The organism is Alkalicoccobacillus gibsonii (assembly GCF_016798245.1).
In the GTDB taxonomy this organism is placed as follows: Bacteria; Bacillota; Bacilli; order Bacillales; family Bacillaceae_D; genus Alkalicoccobacillus; species Alkalicoccobacillus gibsonii.
The window spans coordinates 138,791-160,451 of record NZ_JAEUZA010000005.1 but is presented as its reverse complement, the minus strand read 5'-3'; the positions used below and the strand labels follow the sequence as shown (position 1 = coordinate 160,451).

The 21,661-nt window shown below is 38.8% G+C and carries 24 protein-coding genes; 19 read left to right on the top strand and 5 right to left on the bottom strand.

What is annotated here, in order from left to right; translation table 11 throughout:
• The first annotated feature begins 227 nt into the window (after window positions 1-227).
• A complete protein-coding gene (locus JNO66_RS17715) occupies window positions 228-1,187 on the top strand; it encodes an oxidoreductase (protein ID WP_203090528.1) in 960 nt (319 codons plus the stop codon).
• 84 nt (window positions 1,188-1,271) lie between these two features.
• Here the strand turns inward: JNO66_RS17715 and JNO66_RS17710 are convergent, their stop codons facing one another.
• Both JNO66_RS17710 and JNO66_RS17705 read right to left on the bottom strand, forming a co-directional pair.
• Complete coding sequence (locus JNO66_RS17710; protein WP_203090527.1) at window positions 1,272-1,781, bottom strand: hypothetical protein; 510 nt, start codon at window positions 1,779-1,781, stop codon at window positions 1,272-1,274.
• A gap of 19 nt (window positions 1,782-1,800) precedes the next feature.
• A complete protein-coding gene (locus JNO66_RS17705; RefSeq protein WP_203090526.1) occupies window positions 1,801-2,337 on the bottom strand; it encodes a hypothetical protein in 537 nt (178 codons plus the stop codon).
• Between the two features lie 125 nt (window positions 2,338-2,462).
• Between JNO66_RS17705 and JNO66_RS17700 the strand changes: the two genes are divergently transcribed.
• The 3 genes from JNO66_RS17700 to JNO66_RS17690 all read left to right on the top strand — a co-directional run bounded on the left by JNO66_RS17700 (window position 2,463) and on the right by JNO66_RS17690 (window position 4,842).
• Window positions 2,463-2,930, top strand: coding sequence for a flavodoxin (locus JNO66_RS17700; protein ID WP_203090524.1), 468 nt, complete (start codon window positions 2,463-2,465; stop codon window positions 2,928-2,930).
• Between the two features lie 64 nt (window positions 2,931-2,994).
• Window positions 2,995-3,579, top strand: coding sequence for a TetR/AcrR family transcriptional regulator (locus JNO66_RS17695; RefSeq protein WP_203090522.1), 585 nt, complete (start codon window positions 2,995-2,997; stop codon window positions 3,577-3,579).
• Window positions 3,580-3,660: 81 nt separating this feature from the next.
• Entirely contained in the window at window positions 3,661-4,842 is a 1,182-nt protein-coding gene (locus tag JNO66_RS17690) for a YhgE/Pip domain-containing protein (RefSeq protein WP_203090520.1), read from the top strand.
• Window positions 4,843-5,057: 215 nt separating this feature from the next.
• On the opposite strand, the gene JNO66_RS17685 is transcribed toward JNO66_RS17690, so the two are convergent.
• Complete coding sequence (locus JNO66_RS17685; protein WP_203090518.1) at window positions 5,058-6,038, bottom strand: metal-binding protein ZinT; 981 nt, start codon at window positions 6,036-6,038, stop codon at window positions 5,058-5,060.
• A 191-nt stretch (window positions 6,039-6,229) separates the two neighbouring features.
• On the opposite strand from JNO66_RS17685, the gene JNO66_RS17680 reads away from it, so the two are divergent.
• The 10 genes from JNO66_RS17680 to JNO66_RS17635 all read left to right on the top strand — a co-directional run bounded on the left by JNO66_RS17680 (window position 6,230) and on the right by JNO66_RS17635 (window position 16,190).
• Entirely contained in the window at window positions 6,230-6,619 is a 390-nt protein-coding gene (locus JNO66_RS17680) for a hypothetical protein (RefSeq protein ID WP_203090516.1), read from the top strand.
• Between the two features lie 27 nt (window positions 6,620-6,646).
• On the top strand, window positions 6,647-7,330 hold the full coding sequence (locus tag JNO66_RS17675) for a response regulator transcription factor (RefSeq protein ID WP_203090514.1): 684 nt from the start codon (window positions 6,647-6,649) through the stop codon (window positions 7,328-7,330).
• 11 nt (window positions 7,331-7,341) lie between these two features.
• The gene (locus JNO66_RS17670; RefSeq protein WP_203090512.1) at window positions 7,342-8,379 is read left to right on the top strand and encodes a sensor histidine kinase; all 1,038 of its coding nucleotides are present in this window, start codon (window positions 7,342-7,344) and stop codon (window positions 8,377-8,379) included.
• A 166-nt stretch (window positions 8,380-8,545) separates the two neighbouring features.
• Window positions 8,546-9,319, top strand: a complete 774-nt coding sequence (locus JNO66_RS17665) for an ABC transporter ATP-binding protein (RefSeq protein WP_203090510.1) — start codon at window positions 8,546-8,548, stop codon at window positions 9,317-9,319.
• 2 nt (window positions 9,320-9,321) lie between these two features.
• On the top strand, window positions 9,322-11,226 hold the full coding sequence (locus tag JNO66_RS17660) for an ABC transporter permease (protein WP_203090508.1): 1,905 nt from the start codon (window positions 9,322-9,324) through the stop codon (window positions 11,224-11,226).
• 15 nt (window positions 11,227-11,241) lie between these two features.
• Window positions 11,242-11,556, top strand: coding sequence for a YxeA family protein (locus tag JNO66_RS17655; RefSeq protein ID WP_203090507.1), 315 nt, complete (start codon window positions 11,242-11,244; stop codon window positions 11,554-11,556).
• A gap of 190 nt (window positions 11,557-11,746) precedes the next feature.
• Window positions 11,747-12,799 carry a threonine aldolase family protein gene (locus JNO66_RS17650; RefSeq protein WP_203090506.1) on the top strand — a complete coding sequence of 351 codons (1,053 nt, stop codon included), beginning with the start codon at window positions 11,747-11,749 and terminating at the stop codon, window positions 12,797-12,799.
• A 130-nt stretch (window positions 12,800-12,929) separates the two neighbouring features.
• Complete coding sequence (locus JNO66_RS17645; protein ID WP_203090505.1) at window positions 12,930-13,550, top strand: NAD(P)-dependent oxidoreductase; 621 nt, start codon at window positions 12,930-12,932, stop codon at window positions 13,548-13,550.
• 420 nt (window positions 13,551-13,970) lie between these two features.
• Window positions 13,971-15,224, top strand: coding sequence for an aminopeptidase (locus JNO66_RS17640; protein WP_203090504.1), 1,254 nt, complete (start codon window positions 13,971-13,973; stop codon window positions 15,222-15,224).
• A gap of 96 nt (window positions 15,225-15,320) precedes the next feature.
• Window positions 15,321-16,190 carry an AraC family transcriptional regulator gene (locus JNO66_RS17635; RefSeq protein WP_203090503.1) on the top strand — a complete coding sequence of 290 codons (870 nt, stop codon included), beginning with the start codon at window positions 15,321-15,323 and terminating at the stop codon, window positions 16,188-16,190.
• Window positions 16,191-16,298: 108 nt separating this feature from the next.
• Here JNO66_RS17635 and JNO66_RS17630 read toward each other — a convergent pair whose 3' ends face one another.
• Window positions 16,299-16,628 carry a hypothetical protein gene (locus JNO66_RS17630; RefSeq protein WP_210340932.1) on the bottom strand — a complete coding sequence of 110 codons (330 nt, stop codon included), beginning with the start codon at window positions 16,626-16,628 and terminating at the stop codon, window positions 16,299-16,301.
• Window positions 16,629-16,822: 194 nt separating this feature from the next.
• Between JNO66_RS17630 and JNO66_RS17625 the strand changes: the two genes are divergently transcribed.
• The 5 genes from JNO66_RS17625 (at window position 16,823) to JNO66_RS17605 (ending at window position 21,019) form a co-directional block, all read left to right on the top strand.
• Entirely contained in the window at window positions 16,823-18,331 is a 1,509-nt protein-coding gene (locus JNO66_RS17625; protein ID WP_203090501.1) for an AraC family transcriptional regulator, read from the top strand.
• A 105-nt stretch (window positions 18,332-18,436) separates the two neighbouring features.
• A complete protein-coding gene (locus tag JNO66_RS17620; protein ID WP_203090499.1) occupies window positions 18,437-19,405 on the top strand; it encodes an ABC transporter substrate-binding protein in 969 nt (322 codons plus the stop codon).
• Between the two features lie 19 nt (window positions 19,406-19,424).
• Complete coding sequence (locus JNO66_RS17615) at window positions 19,425-20,186, top strand: (2Fe-2S)-binding protein (protein ID WP_203090497.1); 762 nt, start codon at window positions 19,425-19,427, stop codon at window positions 20,184-20,186.
• A gap of 19 nt (window positions 20,187-20,205) precedes the next feature.
• Complete coding sequence (locus tag JNO66_RS17610; protein ID WP_203090495.1) at window positions 20,206-20,724, top strand: YfiT family bacillithiol transferase; 519 nt, start codon at window positions 20,206-20,208, stop codon at window positions 20,722-20,724.
• 16 nt (window positions 20,725-20,740) lie between these two features.
• Window positions 20,741-21,019: a hypothetical protein gene (locus JNO66_RS17605; protein ID WP_203090491.1), complete on the top strand. Its 279-nt coding sequence runs from the start codon at window positions 20,741-20,743 to the stop codon at window positions 21,017-21,019.
• Between the two features lie 58 nt (window positions 21,020-21,077).
• On the opposite strand, the gene JNO66_RS17600 is transcribed toward JNO66_RS17605, so the two are convergent.
• Window positions 21,078-21,653 carry a TetR/AcrR family transcriptional regulator gene (locus tag JNO66_RS17600; protein ID WP_203090490.1) on the bottom strand — a complete coding sequence of 192 codons (576 nt, stop codon included), beginning with the start codon at window positions 21,651-21,653 and terminating at the stop codon, window positions 21,078-21,080.
• Between the last annotated feature and the right edge of the window lie 8 nt (window positions 21,654-21,661).

The following is a 21,661-nucleotide window of genomic DNA, read 5'->3' as shown; positions in this document are numbered from 1 at the left end:
CTGCAAATATGGTGTATGGGGAACTCAAAAATATAGAGGGGAGAAAAGGAAATGCTTGTTTTGTAAATTTTTCAAGGTGGGTAACGACAGAACAGTAACTGCGTGGCGTTTAAAAATAAAACGTACTGGAGATAATCAGAATTGAAGCCTCAAAAGGTCTTAATATTTAACTTAAGGTATTCTTAGCTGTAGAATGTAACTACGCTATAAATAAAGGAGAATTACTTATGTCATTGAACAACACTTATACTAAAACCCCACAGCAACCTATTCAATCAGGTTTTGAAAAACATTCGACTGCAAAAGAGGTACTTGAAGGACTTAATTTGGAAGGGAAAACGTGTATAGTAACAGGAGGTTATTCTGGAATCGGACTCGAAACTACTCGTTCTTTAGCAGAAGCAGGTGTAACAGTTATTGTTCCTGCTCGTACACTTGATAAAGCTCGCAGTGTGCTAGAGGGTGTTCCGAGCGTAGAAATATATGAAATGGATTTAATAGACCCTAATTCAATCGATGCATTCGCAAAACGTTTTTTAGATTCAGGAAGACCATTAGATATACTTATAAACAATGCAGGTATAATGGCCGCGCCACTAACTAGAGATTCTCGAGGTTATGAGTCTCAATTTGCTACTAATCACTTAGGTCATTTTCAGCTAACGGCACGACTTTGGCCAGCTTTAATACAAGCAAAGAATGCTCGTGTTGTTTCTCTCTCTTCTTCCGGAATTGTTTTTGGCGGAATCAATTTTGAAGATCCTAACTTTGAAACATCAGAATATGATAGATGGAGAGCATACGGGCAGTCTAAGTCAGCCAACGCATTGTTTGCTGTCTCACTAGATAAATTAGGATATAAGCACGGGATTCGAGCATTCTCTGTACATCCTGGTGCCATCTATACTGATCTTTCACGTTTCTTAACAAAGCAGGAACTTGATAGCTTAGATTTTGGGGCAGATTTAAAGACTGAAGAACAAGGTGCAGCAACCAGTGTATGGTGTGCTACAAGTCCAACCCTAATGAACAAGGGAGGCGTTTACTGTTTAGATGTTAATATAGCTAAAGCAGTAACTTCCCCTGAGGACATGCCTGGCGTGCTTCCTTGGGCTACTGATTCTGATTCAGCTCAACGTTTATGGCAGCTTAGTGAAGAATTAACCGGAGTGACTTTCAATGATTAAACACTCATAAATGCAGGATATAAAAGAACGTGGCCCTCGTTGAGTGAGAGTCACGTTCTTTTGGATATCATCTGACCGATCTAACTAATTAAAATAAATCATAACCCCAATAATAACCAAACCAACAACCAAAATACTTATATCCTTAGTCCAATCCTCACGCCACCTCTTAGCATCAACAGAAGAAGAAACGTTTTGAATGGATAGCAGCTTCTGATAAAGGGAGTGATAATAAAGAAGAAATACAAGCCAAAGAAAAAAGTAAAAGCTGAATGTACTCCAGTAAATATAATAGTCAATGAATTGAAACATAATAGCGAGTGCAACAAAGACAACTAATAAGCTAAAAGACGTATCACGAAGTCGTTTAACAACAACCCGATTCCAGCTATCTACTTTTTGTTCGTGGTCCCACCTGAGTGTGACGAAAAATGGGATGAGAGTGAGCACGATGGTTAGGCTTATAAAGACAATGGCAAAAAGATCCGCTAGTGAAAAGCGTATGACCTGAAAGGATGACATACTTGAAAGGAGATATAGAAGATGAAGCTTACTTTGCTCATCGTAATAAGGAATCGGATCATTTTTACTCATGTCCATCATTTCCTCTCATTTAAAAGATCCAATAAAACATGACAAAAATAAAGACGACATATGCAGATCCTGCAATAGTGAGTTGCCTATAAAATGTTTTCTTATCATGTTTGTCTTTAACCGCAGATGCATTTTGAAGAATTAACAGACGTTTATACACAACACGACTGACAATACCAAAGAAAATCCAGAAGCAAACGGCGAGAGTTCCAGCGACTAGCCGATCTAAGGTAAGCTCAATCGTTTCATGAAATAAACCAATAAAGATGGATGTGAAAAGTAATGCAGCCACTGTAAAAGCAACTTCAGACGCTTCCTTTGTAGCAAGACGTCTACGCTGCTCCAGACTTTTGCAAGCATGCCAAATAGAGAACAGAGGAATCAAACCTGTCATTATACCGATAATTGTGTAAATAAGTACATCAGGTCGGTTGCTTTCTAAAATAAATCCGTTATTCATAAAAATGGCTATACCTATAATAAGAAAAGTAGACCAGTGTTGTCGTTCTCGTGCTTTCTTGCGATTTTCCTTTCGTTTCTCCTTGTTCGGCCACATCCAATCAACTCCTTAAAATTCCAATACCTTCAAACAGGGAGAGTTAAACACAAATTTATAGTTGAAAATAATTCTCATTCTCATTAGAATGGAGGTAGCAAGAAAGGAAAAGAGAGGGTGAGTCGATGTCTAAAATCGTATTAGTCTTTGCGAGTATGTCAGGTAATACAGAGGATATCGCTGATTTAATAACGGGAAAATTGCGTGCAAATGGATTTGTTGTAGATCAAGAGGAAATGGAGGAGTATGATCCAGTCAATCTTACCGAGTATGACGGGATCATTATTGGTTCTTATACATGGGGAGATGGGGACTTACCTTATGAGGCAGATGACTTTTACGCAGCAATGGATGATGTGAACTTAACGGGTAAACAAGCTGCTGTATTTGGTTCAGGCGATACGGTCTACCCAGAATTTTGTGAAGCCGTACATATATTTGAAAAGAAGTTAGTTGAACGAGGGGCCGCTCTTTTAACTGAAGGATTAAAGATCGAGTTTACACCTGAGACAGAGGAAGATTTTCAGGCATGCGACAGGTTTGTAGAAGAGTTTATTAAAAAGATGACAATTCACGCTTCATTTTCTAGTTGACGAACATGCGACTGTCGGTTAATATGCAAGTAACTACTTGCATTTCTTTAAAGGATGGACAGATATGTCAGCAAAGGATAAGACAAAGAAGCGAATTCTCAGTGCTGCTCTCGAGCTGTTAAAGGAGCATGGCTACCAGGGAACAACCACTCGTTTAATTGCTGAAAAGGCAGGGTGTAATGAGGTTACGCTTTTTAGACACTTTGGAAATAAGCAAACAATCCTTGAAAAAGTCGTAGAAGGGCAAAGATTTGGTCCTGACTTAAAAGGAATCATTGATCAGTCAATCGAATGGGATCTTGAGTCTGATCTGTATAAAATTGCGAAGGGCTATCTTGATTTTATGCGAAGTATTGAGGATTTTGTGATGCTTGGGTTTAAGGAATTTTATAAGATTGAAGAATTAAACGATGAGATTTCACGAGGGCCTGTAGAGTTTAAACTATATTTAACTCAATACTTTGAAAAGATGAAAGATAGAGAGCTTATTATCGCAATTGATTGCGAGCAACTGGCACTTCATTTTATCTGGATGAACTTCGGTTATTTTATATCGAAAGCGAGATTTGGTGATCGAGTAACGTCTTTGCCTGATGAGGCATTTCTAAAAGGAAGTGTACAGCTTTTTGTCAGAGGTGTCTCGCCTTAAAAGCATTCAAACGAATGCTTTTTCTTAAGAAAATAGATGCAAGTAAGTACTTACATTACTAGTTAGGATTGGGGAAACAGAATGAATACGTTTAAACAGTTACTTAAGCTTCCACAAACAAAAGCAGGAATTGTCACAGCACTGGTGTTCCAGCTTGTATTCTTTTTTGTATGGTTAACAGCATACGACGGGGTGCAAGAGAGAATTACAGAGCTTAAAGTAGCACTCATTAATGACGATGCACAAGCAGGACAAATGGTGGCCGAACAAATTGAACAACACTTACCTCTTACCATTGAGACATCAATGTCAGAGGACGAGGCAACTGAAGCTCTAAACAATCGTGAGATACAAATGATTGTCCATATTCCAGACAATTTCACAAACATGCTGAGATCAGACGAGAAAGCTGAAATCACCTACTCTATTAACCAAGCATCTGCTACGGTTGGAAAACAAGCACTTGAGCAGATCGCGACAAAGTTTACAACAACAGTGAATGAACAAGTAGCGAAACAACAGCTTGTCATGGGTGGAGAGCAACTGGCCACACAGCTTGAAGAGAGCGGGTTACCTGAGCAAGCAATTGCGGCAATTGGAGAGGAGCTTACAACGTCATTAGAAGCAGTTGATGTGGCTCCAATCCAAGCCAATATTAATAAAATTAATGATACAGAAGGCTTTGCAGCTACAATGATTCCGATGATGTTAGTCCTTGCTTCATTTGTAGGGTCAATGACAATGAACATGCAGATCCAGATTGCGGACATTACGCTGAACCGTCAAGGCTTTAAAAAATGGAACGTGTTCTGGTCACGTCAGCTTTTAAATGTAATCGTAAGTGCAGGACTTGCCTTTTTAACGTATGGACTGATTGCGTTTTTTGATATTCAAGTGACCCTTCCATTTTGGACAGTGTGGTTCTATCAATTCTTAGTCTTCCTATCTTTCTTAATCGTTTCGCAGGTCTTCTTAATTTTGTTTGGACCAGCTGGAATGATGGGGAACATCGTTCTACTTTCCATGCAGCTTGTCACATCAGGCGTCATTGTGCCAATTGCAATGCTATCAACCTTTTATCAAACCGTTTCAAGTTTGCTGCCCGCAACGTATGCAGCTGATGGGTATTTTACCGTTATCTTTGGTGGCACAGGTGTGACACAGGAGTTTATGCCATTGATTTTAATTATGGCGGTGGCTCTTGTGATCTGTATGGCTAGAATTGCACTCAAAAAACAAGCACCAGTCTCAACAACGAAATAAAAAGTGAGCCAGATGAATGAATCAATTCATCTGGCTTTTATTTGTGGCAGAGGCTGCGCGAATCCGATGTATTCGACAGGAAACTGGATGTATTACAGCTCAATCTGGATGTATTTCGTATGAAACCGGATGTATTCACAGATTTTTCGATGTATTTTAGTCTAAAAGAGATGTATTTCAATTCGATCTCTTGGTATTTAGTCGTTCTTTCTTACTTAGTGTGCCAATAGATCGCGAACAATATCGTCCCCATCATATTCAGATGGATAGTACGTTGGCCAATGTGTCACTTCGTTTAAAAGTTCTGTACGATCGTCCCCCCAATAAAGGTGATAGTGATGGGATTCTGATGGAAAAATAATGTGATCACTGAATTGAATGTATTGAGGTAAGTCGTCTGACTCAGCATCATCCGCTAGCTTGTAAATAAAACGAACCCCGCGATTTCCTTTTTCATACGTAAGAATTTCGTATCCGTCGTATTCATAATCTCCTGATGCTTCTTCACCATTTGTATAGAAGCTAACATGTCCGTTATCAATCACAATGCGTTCAACATCTGTTTCATATCCTACAGTGTAGTAGTCTTTGTATTCTTCAGCCGTCATGTCTCCATGCCGAGCCTTATGTTCAAACACTTCATCAAGTGTTCCATTTTCAAGGTAAGGGTAAACAGATTGCCAGTCGCCTTCCCAATCAGATAACTCACGATCTTCTACTTGATCATCTTCAAAGTACCCCTGATATATTTGCTTATTTTCATCATCATGACCGTGGTGATCATCGATTTTAATTGAGACTGGATCCGATTCAGCAAACACTTCATGATTATTGTTATAAAGAGTTGCTTTTATATGTAATCCATCGGTTGTTGCTTCTCCTGAATAGGTTTGAACTTCTTGACCGGAGGCAGCTTCCCACTCGTCCTGTTCTTCTTCTTTCGTATACCAATGCCAGTGATCATAATCGACATCCTCACTGAGAGATGCGGTTAGCTCTACCTGATCCCCCGTGTGATAATGATCGGCTAAGCCCTCGATATGAATCTCGGCCGTTTCAGGTGCTTCAGTTTCTTCCGAAGTTGTTGCATCGGTCTCTTCGGGGGTAGACGTGGACGTGGGCTCATTTTCAGAACCGCAGGCAACAAGTGCAACTTGTAAGGCAAGTACAAATGATATGAAAGCTAATTTTTTCAAATAAATCTCCCTCTCTATTAATTGTTAATCGTAACGGTTACGATCGTAATTATTACGTTTTATAGATTAAAGAGATTTCCCCATATTGTCAAGAAATCTTTTGGAGATATAGGTAATTATTCGTAAAGAGAAGACAGATACAACAGAATAGTGTGATATCCTAATAGAAAAATAGTGAATAGAGGAATGTGATGGCAAAGAAGGTCTTCTACCTAACGTCTGTTCTTTTTATCATTACTTTTGCTCTTGCAATCTATGCGTCCAACACCTGTAACAATGTGTTCCTAAGTAATTTATTAGATTCAAGCTATAGTTCAATGATTGTTCACTCAGATCAAGGTGAGGAGATCATATTAGACACAGAAGAGATAGAGGCTTTTATTAAAAAAGTGAATCAATGTCCTAGAAGTGAAACATATGAAATGTCATTTGAAGATACAGGACTACCGATCATTCTTGAACATGAAGAGAGCCACTCAACGGAGGAACTCTATTATTTAAACACAGACAATATGCATTTTTTATACAAGGGTTACCTCATTAAAACGGATTTGAGTCTTGAAGAATTGTTGACTGATTAAATGACTAGAAGCAAAGGAGGCCGCGACATGAATAGGAACATCTTTATCATAGAAGACGATACTCAACTCTTAGATGCGTTAACAGAGGGGTTAAGACAATGGGCTTTTAACGTTAGTAGTCCAACTGATTTCTCAAATGTCATGGAAGGCTTCATTGCAAATCAGCCGCATCTTGTAATGATTGATATACAGCTACCTCAGTTTGATGGCTTCCATTGGTGCAGAGAGATTCGCGCAGTGTCTAAAGTACCAATTCTTTTTCTTTCGTCGAGAGACCATCCGATGGACATGATTATGGCGATGAATTCTGGTGCAGATGATTACGTTCAAAAGCCCTTTCATATGGACGTTCTTCTTGCAAAAGTAAATGCAATCCTTCGTCGGACATATACGTACGAAGATGCACAGTCTGATGTAATTGAATGGAATCAAGCAATGATTGATTTAAAAAGAGGCGATATTTATAAGGATGGAACATCTGTTGACCTAACGAAGAATGAGTTTTTTATTCTTTCCGTTCTCGTCAAATCAACGAACCAAATCATTTCGCGTAATGAGTTGATGAAAATGCTTTGGGAGGATGATCAATATATTAATGACAATACACTTACGGCCAATATAACGCGGCTACGGCAAAAGCTTTCTACGATTCATTTATCTGATGGGATCGTGACTAAAAAAGGGCTTGGCTATATGGCTGTTACACTTTAGGAGGGTGAGTATTGTTTGTTTCTTATCTTATTTATAAGAAGAGTTGGATTGGTTTCGTTGTATTACTGCTTCTACTGACCAATACCCTATTATTCGTTGATTCGGGAATTCAAGTAGAACTCGATTCGATCCTTTATTTAAATGGTTTATTTTTACTATTATCAATTGTATTCTTGCTCGTTCAATATAAAAAAGAAACGAGCTACTATAAAATCCTGAGATCTCAAATGAATGAAGTAGACGAGGGGTGGTTTGAACGTATCCCTCAACCGAGTAGTCGTTTTCCGGAAGGAGAGATGTATTCCATTCTGAAAAACGTATATGAATACGAAAAAGCGAAACGTTCGGAAAATAACGCCTCAAATCAAGCTAACCAGACCGATCTCGCAGCTTGGGTTCACGAAATGAAAACTCCTCTAACGACAATGAAGATTACGTTGGATGCGCACCAATCAAACGAATTAGCCCAACGTCTTCAATCCAATTGGTTGAAGGTGCATTTATTGCTCGACAGACAGCTCTACATATCAAGACTTGCAACCTTGGATACGGATCTACTTCCAGAACAGCTAGAGGTAAAAACACTATTGCGCATGGAAATTCGTGAGTTGTCGAGTTGGTGTCATGATAAAAATATATCGATTCAGCTAACAGGAGATCCCGCGTCTATTGTACATACGGATAAAAAGTGGTGTGGGTTTGTGATTCGGCAGCTTCTAACCAACGCAGTAAAATACAGTCCAGTTGGCGGGACAATCAGTATTCATACGGAGCAGAATGATGAGCAATCTGTGATGGTCACAATCAAAGACGAGGGACCAGGGATTAAAGCTCACGACTTGCCGCGTATATTTGATCGTGGATTTACGGGTGATAATGGACGAGTGCAGCACGGTGCAACGGGAATGGGTTTGTATCTTGCACGAGTCATTAGCAAAAAGCTACAGATTCAGCTTCATGTTTCGTCCGTTTTTAATGAGAGCACATCAGTCTCTATGATTTTTCCACAAATTAATTCCTTTGATCAGATCAATCAATCATCTATGTAGCATACGTTTTGGGAGTCAGGTCAATCGTTTGGCCAGACTCCTTTTTTACATAAAGTCAACGTGACAAAAATATCACATTAAGTCCTCTTTTATCATCTAATTGATACGATTTTACGCCAAATTCCATCTACACTGTTTATAGAACAACTTGATTGGAGTGTGAAATATGAATTCTCACAAATCGCCACAAACCGTTTTACTAGCTGAGGGCGTTCGTAAATCCTTTGGAACAAAAGGGAGTGCACAACAGGTCTTAAAGGGGATTGACCTTCGTGTATTGGAGGGTGAATTTGTAGGCATTATGGGTCCATCCGGCTCAGGCAAAACAACCCTTCTAAATACATTAGCAACCATTGATCGTGCCACAGAAGGCCAAATCTTTATCAATGACCATGAACTATCCAAGATGAAAGATCGACAGCTTTCAACCATTCGTCGACGTTATTTAGGCTTTATTTTTCAGGATTATAACTTGCTTGATACATTAACCGTAAAAGAAAATATCCTGTTGCCTGTTTCACTTACAAAGATAAGTAAAGAACAGGCTGAGAAAGAGTTTCAAGCCATTGCAGGACTGCTCGGAATCTCAGATCTAGCTGATAAGTACCCAACTGAAATTTCTGGAGGTCAAAAGCAGCGAACGTCTGCAGCGCGAGCTCTTATTCATTCGCCTTCACTTGTGTTCGCTGATGAACCAACCGGTGCTCTTGATTCGAAAGCAGCTTCGAATCTACTTGAAAACTTGCATGAAATTAACCAGGTTCGTCAAGTGACAATCGTGATGGTCACGCATGATCCACTTGCTTCAAGCTATTGTAACCGAGTGATCTTCTTGAAGGATGGACAGACTTTTTCAGAATTGTATCGCGGAGAAAAAACAAGAGAAGCCTTCTTTAAGGACATTTTAGATATGCAAGCGGTCCTAGGTGGGGGGAAATAGACATGAATACACAAAAGCTAATTTTTCGAAGTATGCGAAAGAATATTAACATGTATTATCTCTATTTTTTCGCAATGATCATTAGCATTAGTTTGTATTATATCTTTTCCACTCTTCAAAATGACCAAATGATCATTGAGATGAATCAAGCGAGCATGAATTTCTCAACAAGCTTTCAAGTGGCAGGCATTCTACTTATTCTAATTACCATCGTATTTACGATGTATGCGACGACGATCTTTATCAGAAGGCGAAGTCAGGAAATTGGTTTGTATCAATTGATTGGCTTGTCTAAGGCATGGGTTGCGCGGGTATTCATTACGGAGCATGCCGTTCTTGGACTCTGTGCATTAGGCATTGGTTTGATAGTGGGGACGGTTCTCTCAAGACTTTTTATGCTTCTTTTTATGAATATGATTGGTTTTGAGACAGTGATTGGTCTTCCTTTCTCAGGAATGGCGGTTATACAAACTCTTATTGTTTTTACGTGTCTCATCATCCTCACATCGCTACAGATCATTTGGACGATCTATCGTAGTACATTACTGCAGCTGTTTCAAGCAAGTCATAAAAAAGAAGAAGTGGTCAAGCAACCAACTATCGTCTCCATTTTTCTGGGGGTTATGGGATTTGTGTTAATTGGATTTGGTTATTACATGTCTACTTTCATTGTAGAGCAGGCAGATATGCTGATGTTTCTAATGATTATCGTTCTAGCTAGTACAATTCTTGGAACCTACTTACTCTTTCATACAACCATCAGTTGGTTATTCAATACATTTCGAAAGAAGAAAAATGGTCATCTTGGCTTGTATCATAGCCTATCTGTTGCATCGTTTATGCACAGAATTAAAGGGCATGCAAATTCGTTAACACTGATTACTGTGCTCTCAGCGATGACGATTACAATGATTTCTCTTTCGTATTCTTTGTATTATTCAACCGAGAAAGATGTTAGGCTCGCCATGCCTTTTGACTTTGCTTTGGAAAATATGCAAGACGAGGCCGAACAAATATCTTTTCAATTAGATGAAGCAAATATTGCATATGAGACAGATCAATTAGAGGCCATTCGTTTCGAAGGGACATGGGTTAACCAAGGTTCAACTCTAGATCGAGCATTCATGCTTTTCTCCGCAGAGCAGTTGGTACATGCAGGATTAGATGTTGAAACACCGAAAACGGGAGAGGCAATCCACTATAATACACGAGCAATTATTGAAGGAAATGATATTTCGCTCCCTAAATCAATTGAATACAATGATGCAAGTCAGATCGTTGTGACTGAATTCAAACTTGAGAATGTGATGAATTATCGGTTTTACGGGGAGCAGATCGTTGTTTCTGAGGAAACCTTCAGAAGTATAGAGAATCATCTTCAAGAGGGAGAGACATCAGAGTTGGTGAGTTTTAATATCTTTCAATTAGTTGATACAGAGAATGCTGAGGCGGCTTCTACAATTTTTTTGTCAAGTCTTGACCCCGACGCATTTATCACAGACTTTTACTCTGCATATGAAGAATCTCTCCAAACCTTTGGTCTCCTTATTTTTATCGCCGGTTTACTTGGCTTAGTGTTTATCCTTTCAACGGGTAGTATCTTGTACTTTAAGCAAATGACAGAAGCTGAACAAGAAACAAGCCACTACCGAACATTGAGACAGCTTGGATTTCAAGTAAGTGACATTCTTCGGGGAATCATTCGTAAACAGGTTTTTGTCTATGTGATTCCTCTTGTTGTTGGGTTGATGCATGCTGCATTTGCGTTAAATGTCGGTTCGGTTCTAATGGCTACAAGTATGGTGACGCCAATAGTCATTAGTATGACAGTGTACATCGTCATCTACTTACTCTTTGCACTCTTCACGATCGGATATTACAAACGTATCGTTAAGCGTGCTTTATAGAAAGGAAAATAAATGATGAAAAAAGCGTTGATAACAGCTGTGATTTTGATTGTGGCAGTAGCAAGCCTGTACTTTATCTTTCGCGAGAGCTTTGATCGGTTTAATCCTCTCATTTCCCAAGAGTATGTGTATGTAGAGGTTCAAGAGGCACCGGCAGACGATAATGGACGATACAAATATCGTTTGCAAGGTGTAAATGAAGAGGGAGAGACTAAACGAGTGGTGTTTAGCACAAGTACAATTCTAGATAATGGAACCTTTGTAAGGGTACTGGCCAAAGGATCTTATACAGAGGAGTACGAGTTGATTGATAAAGAAAATATGCCATAAAAGCTAAAATAAAGGATCAAATGATGCTCCAAAAACGAAGGAAGCACTTTCAAAAATGACTTTTCCACAAAAACAGAACAAATCATTTGTCTATTCTGTGAGAATACATGGTAGAATGGAATCATAAAATAATTCCATGCTTCTGTGCTAGTCAATTGAGTGTTTAGCCAAGGTTGGAGGAGAATGATTCATGATACGATTTGAAAATGATTATAGTGAAGGTGCTCACGAAAAAATTCTGAAACGAATTGTGGAGACCAATGAAGAACAAACCGCTGGATATGGAACCGATGAGCATTGTGAGAAAGCTAGAAATGATATAAGAAAAGCGTGTAATGCCAATGATGCAGATGTTCACTTTTTGGTTGGTGGAACTCAAACAAATACAACGGTCATCTCATCTATCCTACGTCCTCATCAAGGCGTGGTCTCTGCAACTACAGGACACATTGCCGGTCTTGAGACGGGAGCCATTGAATCCACGGGTCATAAGGTTCTTACGGTGCCAAGTGAAGATGGCAAAGTCCAAGCGGGCCAAGTGAAAGAGATATATGACGCACATATGAGCCTAGGGACACCTGAGCATAGGGTACAGCCTGGGATGGTTTATATCTCACATCCAACTGAGATGGGAACAACCTATAGCAGGTCAGAACTTGAAGAATTAAAACGAGTATGCCAAGAATGTGATTTGCCATTGTTTCTGGATGGGGCAAGACTTGGGTATGGCTTAGTCTCTGAAGGTACAGACCTAACGTTAGAAGATATCGCCAGACTCTGTGATGTTTTCTACATAGGGGGAACAAAAATAGGCGCATTATTTGGTGAAGCAGTTGTCATTACGAATGAACGCTTGCAGAAGGATTTTCGTTATCTAATCAAACAAAGAGGCGGATTACTGGCAAAAGGAAGACTTCTTGGAATCCAGTTTGAAACCTTGTTTGAAGATGGCTTATATCTTAGGATCTCCAAGCATGCCGTGGACATGGCGTTAATAATCCGAGAAGCGTTTGTTGAAGGAGGATTCTCCTTACGATATGACTCTAAAACCAATCAACAATTTCCGATCTTGCCAAATGAGGTGTTAACGGAGCTCGGCAAACACTATTCTTTCTCCATTTGGGAAAAGATTAATGATACCCAGAGCGTCGTGCGAATCTGCACAAGCTACGCCACGAAAAAAGAACATGTTGAAGCGTTTATTCAAGATATAAAAAAATGTCAATTAACTGCGGTGCATTAAACAAACGTTAAAGGCGGCGAGCGATCTGGTGGAACTGGGTTGTTCGTCGTTTTATTTGTTTTAAGAATGAATACGGAGTGAACAGGGTACACGTATCTTAAGAGAAAAAGCTAGGTTTAGAGGTGGAAGCATGAAGATCGTTATATTAGGTGCAACAGGTCGAGTTGGAAATGAATTAGTCCAATTAGCTCTAGAAGATCAACATCAAGTGACAGCACTCGTACGGACTCCAGAAAAACTAACAAGCACGGATGAACATCTACACGTAGTTCAAGGGGATGTACTAAACAAACGAGACCTACACACTGCAATCTCAGATGTAGACGTAGTGATTAGTGCACTAAACACAGATGGAACAACAACCTTATCTGAAAGTATGCCACTTATCCTTCAAGTGATGGAGGAAAAGGGAATCAAGCGGATCATCACGATTGGCACTGCAGGTATCCTGCAAAGTCGAACCCATCCAGAGCTATTGCGTTATCAGTCACCAGATTCCAAGCGTAAAACAACTCGTGCAGCCGAGGAACACCATAAAGCGTATCAGACTATCGAGCAATCGAATCTTGATTGGACGATTGTGTGCCCAACCTACTTGCCTGATGGAGAACGGATAGGGAAGTACCGAGTAGAAAAGGACTTTTTACCAAATCAAGGAGTGAAAATCTCGGTTAAAGATACAGCCCAATTTACGTATGATCAGTTGACGGATCCATCTTATGTACGTGCGCGTGTGGGGATTGCGTATTAAGTTTAGGAGGGGAGATGCTAATAATGGAGCAGCAAAAGTCATTTTATCTCTTTATAAGTATGATCTTTTATTTTTGCTTCATTGGTGGTTCGTTATTTCTTCTGATAAGGGGAAGGGAACTGCTAGAATACAATGTTAGTGCTGGCGCAGTTCCCTTTATCACCTTGTTAAGCTTGGTATATGCTATATTTTGTACGTACAGATATAAAAAATTGTAAATCAAAAATTATGAACAGAAACCATAGTATTACATGTAAACCCTCTAAGCGTATTATAGCAAGAGGGTATTTATTTTACATTAAGCCCCTCAAACGAATAAAAAAAGAAAAAACACATTACACCCCACGAGTGGTATTGTATAGATTGAGATTAAATTACATAATAAAGGTAGATTAGTATACGTGTAGGAGGTGTGAATGATTGCTGAACGAAATATATGAATACGTAAGCAAAAAACAGTTAGCAAAGTATGCAGAGCTTGCTGTTCAATTAGGTGTAAACGTACAGAAGAATCAATTAGTGATCATTCATAGCGATATAGAACATGTTACGTTCGCACGACTCATTCAACGATTTGCGTATGAATCGGGTGCTTCAAACGTCATCATTGATTGGACAGATGAACAATCTACAAAAGAGTTTTATTTACATGCAGCAGATCATGCGATCGATCACATTCCTAACTGGAAGGTAGATCGCTTTAATGAATGGAACGCAGCCGGGGCTGCCTATATTCATATTCGTTCTGAAAACTTCGAGGCCTTCACAGGCGTTGCCTCTGAACGGATAAATCGATATGAGAAAGCATACCGTACTAGATTATATGAACACCATAAAAAGATTAGATCACATGAGATACGATGGTGTATTCTAATCGTACCTTCCTTCGTATGGGCAAATAAAGTGTTTCCTCAATTACCTAGAGAAGAAGCCATTCAACTGTTATGGGAACGGATGCTACATGGAGCTAGGGCTGATGGAGAAGATCCAATAAAGGACTGGACACATTATAATAAAGCATTTGAATCTAGAAAGAAGGTTCTAAATGAAACCCAGCTTAAAGCCCTGCATTTCACAAATAGCCGTGGGACAGATTTAATGGTTGGCCTGCCAAAAAATCATCTATTTCTTGGCGGTTGTGTAAGAGATAAAGAGGGAGTACCTTTCTTTCCAAACATTCCTACTGAAGAAGTGTTTACAGCCCCCCATAAGAATAAAGTGAATGGCAAGCTAGTAGCTTCTAAACCATTAATCTATGGTGAACGTATAATTGAAGATGTGTCCATCACTTTTAAAAATGGTAGAGTTGACCATTACCATGCCACCTCAGGACAAGATGTGTTACAAAGTCTTATCGAGACAGAGGAGGGTTCCCGGTACCTGGGTGAGATAGCCTTAGTTTCTAACCGATCGCCTCTTGCTCAACTAGATACTCTCTTTTACAACACGTTGTTTGATGAGAATACGGCCTGCCATATTGGTATTGGAAATGCGTCCCCTTCCAACCTTAAAAATGGTGATAATTTATCAACAAACGAATTGAAAGCAGCCGGACTTAACACATCCATTTTGCATGTCAATGTAGCTTTTGGTACGGAAGATATGAAAGTGATTGGTGTTCAGAAAGATGGAAAGGAAGTGCTGCTGATGAATCAGGGTAAGTTTCAGTTTTAAATTCAAATCGAAAATACTTAGCTGCCACAACAAAGCACAGATTGACAGGATCCATTTTTTATTTGTTGCTAAGATGACTTTAAGGAGTTGAAAGCCATGGCATGGGTGGAGTCAATACAAAGGGCAATAGAGTATATGGAAGAAAATATGCTGGAAGATATCACAATAGAAAGTATTGCTAAACAAGCCAATGTGTCGCCTTTTCATTTCCAACGAACCTTTTCAGTGCTGACTGAATGTACGGTTGGTGACTACATACGGCGTCGGAGATTAACATTGGTCGGAAAAGAACTACTAACTACAGACGCGAAGATTATTGACCTTGCCTATAAATATGGCTATGACACTCCTGAGGCTTTTTCGAAAGCATTTCGTAGACAGCACGGGTTTAATCCAAGTGAAGCACGAAAGCATAAAGGGAAGCTGCAATCCTATAATCGCCTGATGATCCAGGTAACCTTGAAAGGGGCAGAACCAATGAAGTATAGCGTAGTAGAGAAAGGTGAGTTTCAAATTATTGGCGTGAAGCGAGAATTTTCTAGTGTGGGGGAGGATGAAAACGTAGCAGGTATTCCAGAATTTTGGGAAGAGGTTAATGGAAATGGAACAAGCGAGTTGCTATTTCAATTGAATGATGGGGTAGTAAAAGGAGTGTTAGGTGTTTGTGGAGAAGTCAGTGAGGAACAGAAGAAGGCTAATGTGTTTGAATATTGGGTGGCAACCTCCCATGCTGGAAAGGTACCTGAAGGGATGGCAAGCTTAAAACTTCCAGCTTCCAAGTGGGCGGTCTTTGAAGTACATGGACCCATGCCTACTGCAATGCAAAATGCGTGGAAACAAATCTTCTCCGAATCGTTCACTTCCACTGGATATGAGCATGCCGGTACACCAGAATTTGAATTATATACGGAAGAGGATCCAAACAGTCCAGATTTATATTCGGAGATCTGGATCCCAATTAAATAAGTATTTCTGTACATGAACATATATCACAAAGCCTAATCTCTCGCATGTCCTGCTGAGAGGTTAGGTTTTTTACTATCAAATTTTTCGTAAGGCAGTTCACTTCGTGTCTCAATGACCAGGTTCTACAACATCAATTAACACTTGAAAACGTTCCTTCGTTTGTCTCCATTCCTGTTTATTTAATGAAAATGAACCTAATTCAATAATCTTGCTTAAATGTTTATAGCGGACATTCACATGATCTTGAGACTCGTGACTATCAGTCATTAGCAAAAGATCTCTGTTAGGATAGCTGATTTTGTTCACACCGATCTGATCTTCAAATGAAAAGAGGGTAGGAAGTTTCCCTAAAAATGTTGTATACTCCTCGTTGTTTTGATTAATGATTAGAGATTGTTTCCTAATTCCATTACTAAAATGAAATTCAATCGTAGACATCTTCATTGTTATCCCATCCATCCTTTAATCTGATACCTTTCATTTTCTATGATACGCCCAATTAGTTGAATAAACTGATCTTATTTAGACTAGAAAAATGTTCTTATCATCAAAAAAATATATAATAAAATAGATTCAGCTATTTATCATCATGGTTTGTACTGGGGGTAGCTATGAATGTAGAAGGGATTTCAATGAAAAATAATTTGTATCTATCAAATGTTCACATAAAACAGATTGCGTTTACTGGGAACGAACAAACGTATATGAGGAAGATGCATAGTTATTGCATGATCTATATGAAGCAGGGACGTGGTGATTTAACCATCAACCAAGAGCTGGTTTCAATAGGAAGTGGAGATTCACTTATCCTTACACCTGGTATGAACGTGATGTGGTATTCAGATGAGGATACTTTTGTTGAATGTGTAGCTATTTTCTTTCATTGTGCTGAAATAAGTAGGAAAAATAAGGAATGGGTTATCACTTCACCTACATATCCGATCATAGTCGATCCTTCTGCTGATATAAGATTGGCGTCTAATGGGTTGTTTTTTCTTAGTACGTATGAGAAGCATAATCGGTTGAAAATAAAACAGGTTCTAGGTCAATTGTTACACCATATAAAAAAGAAAGCACAGATGACTTCGTTTCGATCAATGGAAGATGTCAAACTGTATATGGACAAACACTTTACAGATAACCTAACCGTGTCATTTCTAGCGTCATATTCTGGATACAGCATCACACAATTTAGTAAACAATTTAAACAAGCGTATCATATCACTCCTTCAAGCTATTTAAGGGAAAAAAGAATGAAGCTAGCAAAGCAATTATTGTTCTCAAGAGTGAAAGCGAAAGACATTGCAGCTTACTTAGGGTATACCGATGAATATTACTTTAGTAGAGTATTTAAAAAAGTAGAGGGCGTAGCTCCTTCACATTACATGAAAAAGAAGAACCTGAATATCGCTTCAGTTTATTACGGATTTGATGATCATCTCTCTGTACTTGGACTTAATCCGGTATCATCCCTTTCATATAAGCAAAGAGTTTCAAAACGTACGATTAATAATAGTCAACACGGGATTTTAATTGATAGTGTGGTCCCTAACTACATGAAACTAAAAGATGCAAATCCAGATATCATATTAGCTAGTGAATCCTTCATTCCAACTACTGAGTTAGATCATATTGCTCCTATTATGATTCTTCAGCAAAATAGAAATTACAAAGAAGTCTTAGTTGAATTGGCTTCTATTTTTGGGCGTGAAGTTCAAGCTGAGAATTGGATCGAACAATTCGAAGAAAGAAAAGAGAAAGTAAAACGGATTTTACAAGATACATTAGGTGTAAAAACGGTTTGTTTCATCAGGGTAGGGCCTCAAGGGTACCGAATGTACGGTGAAACGAGTCAAATGGGACATTTATTATACAAAGATTTAGAGCTTAATCCTTCTGAACTTATTACTGGGACTCATCGAGAATTTGGATTGGAAGAGCTTAACTCAGTGCTTGCCGATTATATTTTTATCATGGTTGATTCAAATGTTGAGGCACATCAGAGAATGAAAGATTTTAGAAGTAGCTTAAATAAAAAGAGCAATCTCATAGAAGCTCACGATTTGTTCTATCAGACCCTAGGACCAAGAGGATATCAATATTCATTGGAGTTTATCTATACACATTTGATCGAGCAATAATGCTTGTAGAAAAAATGTCCATCAAAACATGCAAGTAAGTCTATTGATCGAATCGTATTCATAAGTCATGATAATGATAATTATTATCATTATGAGGTGGAGAATATGAACAGGAAAACAAATTTAGTGATTTTAACTTCTTTAATCGGATCTTTAGCGATGATTGGTGCGTGTAGTAATCAAGAGGATGTTGCAGAAGATCAAGGTGCAACGGCTGTCGAAGAGACACAAACAATCACGCATCTTAAAGGAGAGTCAGACGTTCCTTTAGAAATTGAAAAAGCCGTTGTATTATCAGCAACATACATCGACCATATGTTAACAATTGATGAAAAACCGTATGCTGTAAATGTGGAGGCTCGATATGGTGGAGACTACCCAGCTTATCTAGAAGATCAATTAGAAGGAGTGCAATTAGTTGGTTCGGCAGATGAGCCTAATCTAGAAGCCATTACATCACTCAATCCAGACGTCATACTTGTTGAAAGTAGAACACCAGATGACACCTACAATCTATTAGAGCAAATCGCACCTACGATTGTTCTTGGTAATGAGTGGCTTGATTATGATGAGGATCCTGATTTCTGGACAGAAGATTTATTAGCGATAGCTGGTATGTATGACAAAGTGGATCTTGCAGAGAAGAAAATAGATGAGTTAAGTCAAAAAACAGAAGATGCGAGAAAAATCATTGAGACATTAGAGGATCGTAAACTTGCATACCTGCGCCTAAGAGATGATATGGTTCAAATCTACGCCGAGAACGGGCACCCCATGAATACACTTTTATATAATGAGTTAACCTTTTCACCATCGCAAATGACGCCGGTTGATCAACGTGAAGATCTTTCATTGGAAACGATACCTGAGATTGACGCAGATTATATCTTTTTAGAAGGTGATGTGAACAGCTCTGACACAGTGGAAGAAATGAAGCAAAGCGAGCTATGGAACCAAATTCCTGCCGCCCAAAAAGATCAGATCTATGCAACGGATTCATACTGGCTTCTTAAAGGGTGGGGTGCCATTGGAAGAGGTCAGATCATCGATGAAATATTGAATGACATCGAGTGATTCACGGAGGTTATCGAAAATGATACTACCTGATGAGACGAAACAATTTTTATCTGAACAGTTTCATATATCTGTTACTCACGATCCCGAAATGGCATATCCGTACACCTTAAGTGATTATGTCGACCCGGCCAAACGAAAAGAGATCCTAGATACACAATCATCTCTTTTAGATAACCCTCCTAAAATTGTAGTTGGTTCTTTATTTGCAAAACGGTTCTCGGTCCTTGTGACCGCTGCCATGATATCAGTTAGTTTATATGATCTTAAACTCCCTATAGTACCTAGCTCTATTCACTTTAATATCATTAGGCAAGCTCAATTCACCTACAGAATAAATGAGAGTGACCTTAAGCCTCTTATTTATAAACGTTTGTCTGAAAGAGATCGTTTGGTCAGCAGTTTTCTTCAGGACTTAATTGTTCAAGTTGAAAAGATCTTAGATGCCGTATCAACATATACAGGGTGTAAAACGAACATCATGTGGTCACTGGTGTGGCATCAAGTATTAAATTATTACTTAAGAATAAAAACGAGATACAGTAACGAATTAAACTATGATAAAGTAAATGTACTTTTACATGATGAAAAACATCTTCATGAAAGTTCACTCATTCCAAATCAATATAAACGACTTACCCATTTTAAGTACTCAGATAATGAGACCTTTTATTTACGTAATCATTGTTGCTTAGCATTTAAGCTTTCCACTGGTCACGATTATTGCGAAACCTGTCCAAGACTAACTGAAAGTGAAAGAGAAAAGCTGTTAAAGGCTTAGGAAAGAGGAGGAACAACATATGGATCTTCGTTACCCAATTGGGCAGTTTACAGAACCATCGGTGATACATTTAGATCAGATTACTCATTGGATTAAAGAGATTGAGATGGCTCCGATAAACGTTAGGAAGGCAGTAGAAGGATTATCGGATACTCAGCTTGATACACCGTATCGCCCAGATGGATGGACTCTAAGGCAGGTTGTCCATCATATCCCTGATAGTCATATGAACTCTTATATTCGGTTTAAATGGGCACTTACTGAGGAAGAACCAACGATACGCCCTTATTTTGAAGATAGATGGGCAGAGCTCCCTGACTCAAAGCTTGCGATAGAAGTGTCATTGAATTTGCTTGATTCATTACACGAGCGATGGGCAAAGCTATTGCACTCTTTGGATTCAGCGGCGCTTGACCGAACCTTTATCCATCCGGAGAGTGGTGAAGTGAAGCTATCTGCTGCGATCGGCATGTATGCTTGGCACGGCAATCACCATATTGCTCATATCACCTCTTTGCGGAAACGAATGGGTTGGTAGGGAAGAGGGAGAACGAATGAATAAAGAAATATTTAAGTACTTTATGTTTGGTAGTGTGGTTCTAACGGTTGTAGGGTTAATACTCATTTTATCTAGTACCAGCCTAGGGATGGGGATGGCAGATAGTTGGATTAACAGTTTTATGAACAAGTTCCCTGAGGAAAGTATTGAATTTAGTGAGTTGGAACTGCGAAGAACCATGCATATTCAGCAGATAATAGTTATTGGTTCAATTCTATTCTTTGTAGGGCTACTAACAACGTTTGTCACGCTTTTTAAACGCTTTGCTAAATAACTAAAGAAGCAATCGTGTAGGCTATATACACGATTGCTTCTTTATTCTATTGATATTCTCACGTTCCAACTCCGTTTAGAAAAATATCAATCATTTTTCTAAGAAGAGTATATGAGTCGATCTCGTTTCCGTAGTATTCTTTAAAATTTATACTCACAAACTGGGACATTAAAATAAAACCTAAGACTTTTGGATCTTCCTTCTGGTCAATCAAATTAGTTTCTTGGCAGTCCTTAACTATTTCTACGTAGAAGTTTAAATAAGCCTCATCAATCTTTTTCATTCTCGAAGTTGTTTGTTCAGAGTTAAATGTACTAGCATAGAACTCTTCTGTTGCCTGATGGAAAAAACTGTTTAGACTATTTGTTGAAAAGAACTTAGCGAATGTATATAAACTATTTTTCTCTTGTGATTTGTTGTATTTCTGCCAATCCATTAGCCATTTATTCAAATCCTCTTCCAATATAGAGAGGTAGAGAGTCTCTTTACTTTCAAAATGGTAGTAAAGGTTGCCTTTACTTGTATTTGCTTTTTTTATTATTTCACTCATAGAGGTCTCAGAATACCCTTTTGCGTTAAAAAGCTCTCGAGCAGCTAAAATAATGTTATCTTTCAAATTTACCTTTTTGTCCACCTAACCTC

Bases quoted from the DNA above. Each gene is read 5' to 3' on its own strand.
- JNO66_RS17615 (WP_203090497.1), top strand. From the start codon at position 19,425: ATGATACTACCTGATGAGACGAAACAATTTTTATCTGAACAGTTTCAT.
- JNO66_RS17635 (WP_203090503.1), top strand. From the start codon at position 15,321: ATGGCATGGGTGGAGTCAATACAAAGGGCAATAGAGTATATGGAAGAA.
- JNO66_RS17645 (WP_203090505.1), top strand. From the start codon at position 12,930: ATGAAGATCGTTATATTAGGTGCAACAGGTCGAGTTGGAAATGAATTA.
- JNO66_RS17675 (WP_203090514.1), top strand. From the start codon at position 6,647: ATGAATAGGAACATCTTTATCATAGAAGACGATACTCAACTCTTAGAT.
- JNO66_RS17620 (WP_203090499.1), top strand. From the start codon at position 18,437: ATGAACAGGAAAACAAATTTAGTGATTTTAACTTCTTTAATCGGATCT.
- JNO66_RS17660 (WP_203090508.1), top strand. From the start codon at position 9,322: ATGAATACACAAAAGCTAATTTTTCGAAGTATGCGAAAGAATATTAAC.
- JNO66_RS17690 (WP_203090520.1), top strand. From the start codon at position 3,661: ATGAATACGTTTAAACAGTTACTTAAGCTTCCACAAACAAAAGCAGGA.
- JNO66_RS17610 (WP_203090495.1), top strand. From the start codon at position 20,206: ATGGATCTTCGTTACCCAATTGGGCAGTTTACAGAACCATCGGTGATA.
- JNO66_RS17630 (WP_210340932.1), bottom strand. From the start codon at position 16,628: ATGTCTACGATTGAATTTCATTTTAGTAATGGAATTAGGAAACAATCT.
- JNO66_RS17695 (WP_203090522.1), top strand. From the start codon at position 2,995: ATGTCAGCAAAGGATAAGACAAAGAAGCGAATTCTCAGTGCTGCTCTC.
- JNO66_RS17705 (WP_203090526.1), bottom strand. From the start codon at position 2,337: ATGTGGCCGAACAAGGAGAAACGAAAGGAAAATCGCAAGAAAGCACGA.
- JNO66_RS17625 (WP_203090501.1), top strand. From the start codon at position 16,823: ATGAAAAATAATTTGTATCTATCAAATGTTCACATAAAACAGATTGCG.
- JNO66_RS17700 (WP_203090524.1), top strand. From the start codon at position 2,463: ATGTCTAAAATCGTATTAGTCTTTGCGAGTATGTCAGGTAATACAGAG.
- JNO66_RS17680 (WP_203090516.1), top strand. From the start codon at position 6,230: ATGGCAAAGAAGGTCTTCTACCTAACGTCTGTTCTTTTTATCATTACT.
- JNO66_RS17715 (WP_203090528.1), top strand. From the start codon at position 228: ATGTCATTGAACAACACTTATACTAAAACCCCACAGCAACCTATTCAA.
- JNO66_RS17605 (WP_203090491.1), top strand. From the start codon at position 20,741: ATGAATAAAGAAATATTTAAGTACTTTATGTTTGGTAGTGTGGTTCTA.
- JNO66_RS17665 (WP_203090510.1), top strand. From the start codon at position 8,546: ATGAATTCTCACAAATCGCCACAAACCGTTTTACTAGCTGAGGGCGTT.
- JNO66_RS17650 (WP_203090506.1), top strand. From the start codon at position 11,747: ATGATACGATTTGAAAATGATTATAGTGAAGGTGCTCACGAAAAAATT.
- JNO66_RS17655 (WP_203090507.1), top strand. From the start codon at position 11,242: ATGAAAAAAGCGTTGATAACAGCTGTGATTTTGATTGTGGCAGTAGCA.
- JNO66_RS17710 (WP_203090527.1), bottom strand. From the start codon at position 1,781: ATGAGTAAAAATGATCCGATTCCTTATTACGATGAGCAAAGTAAGCTT.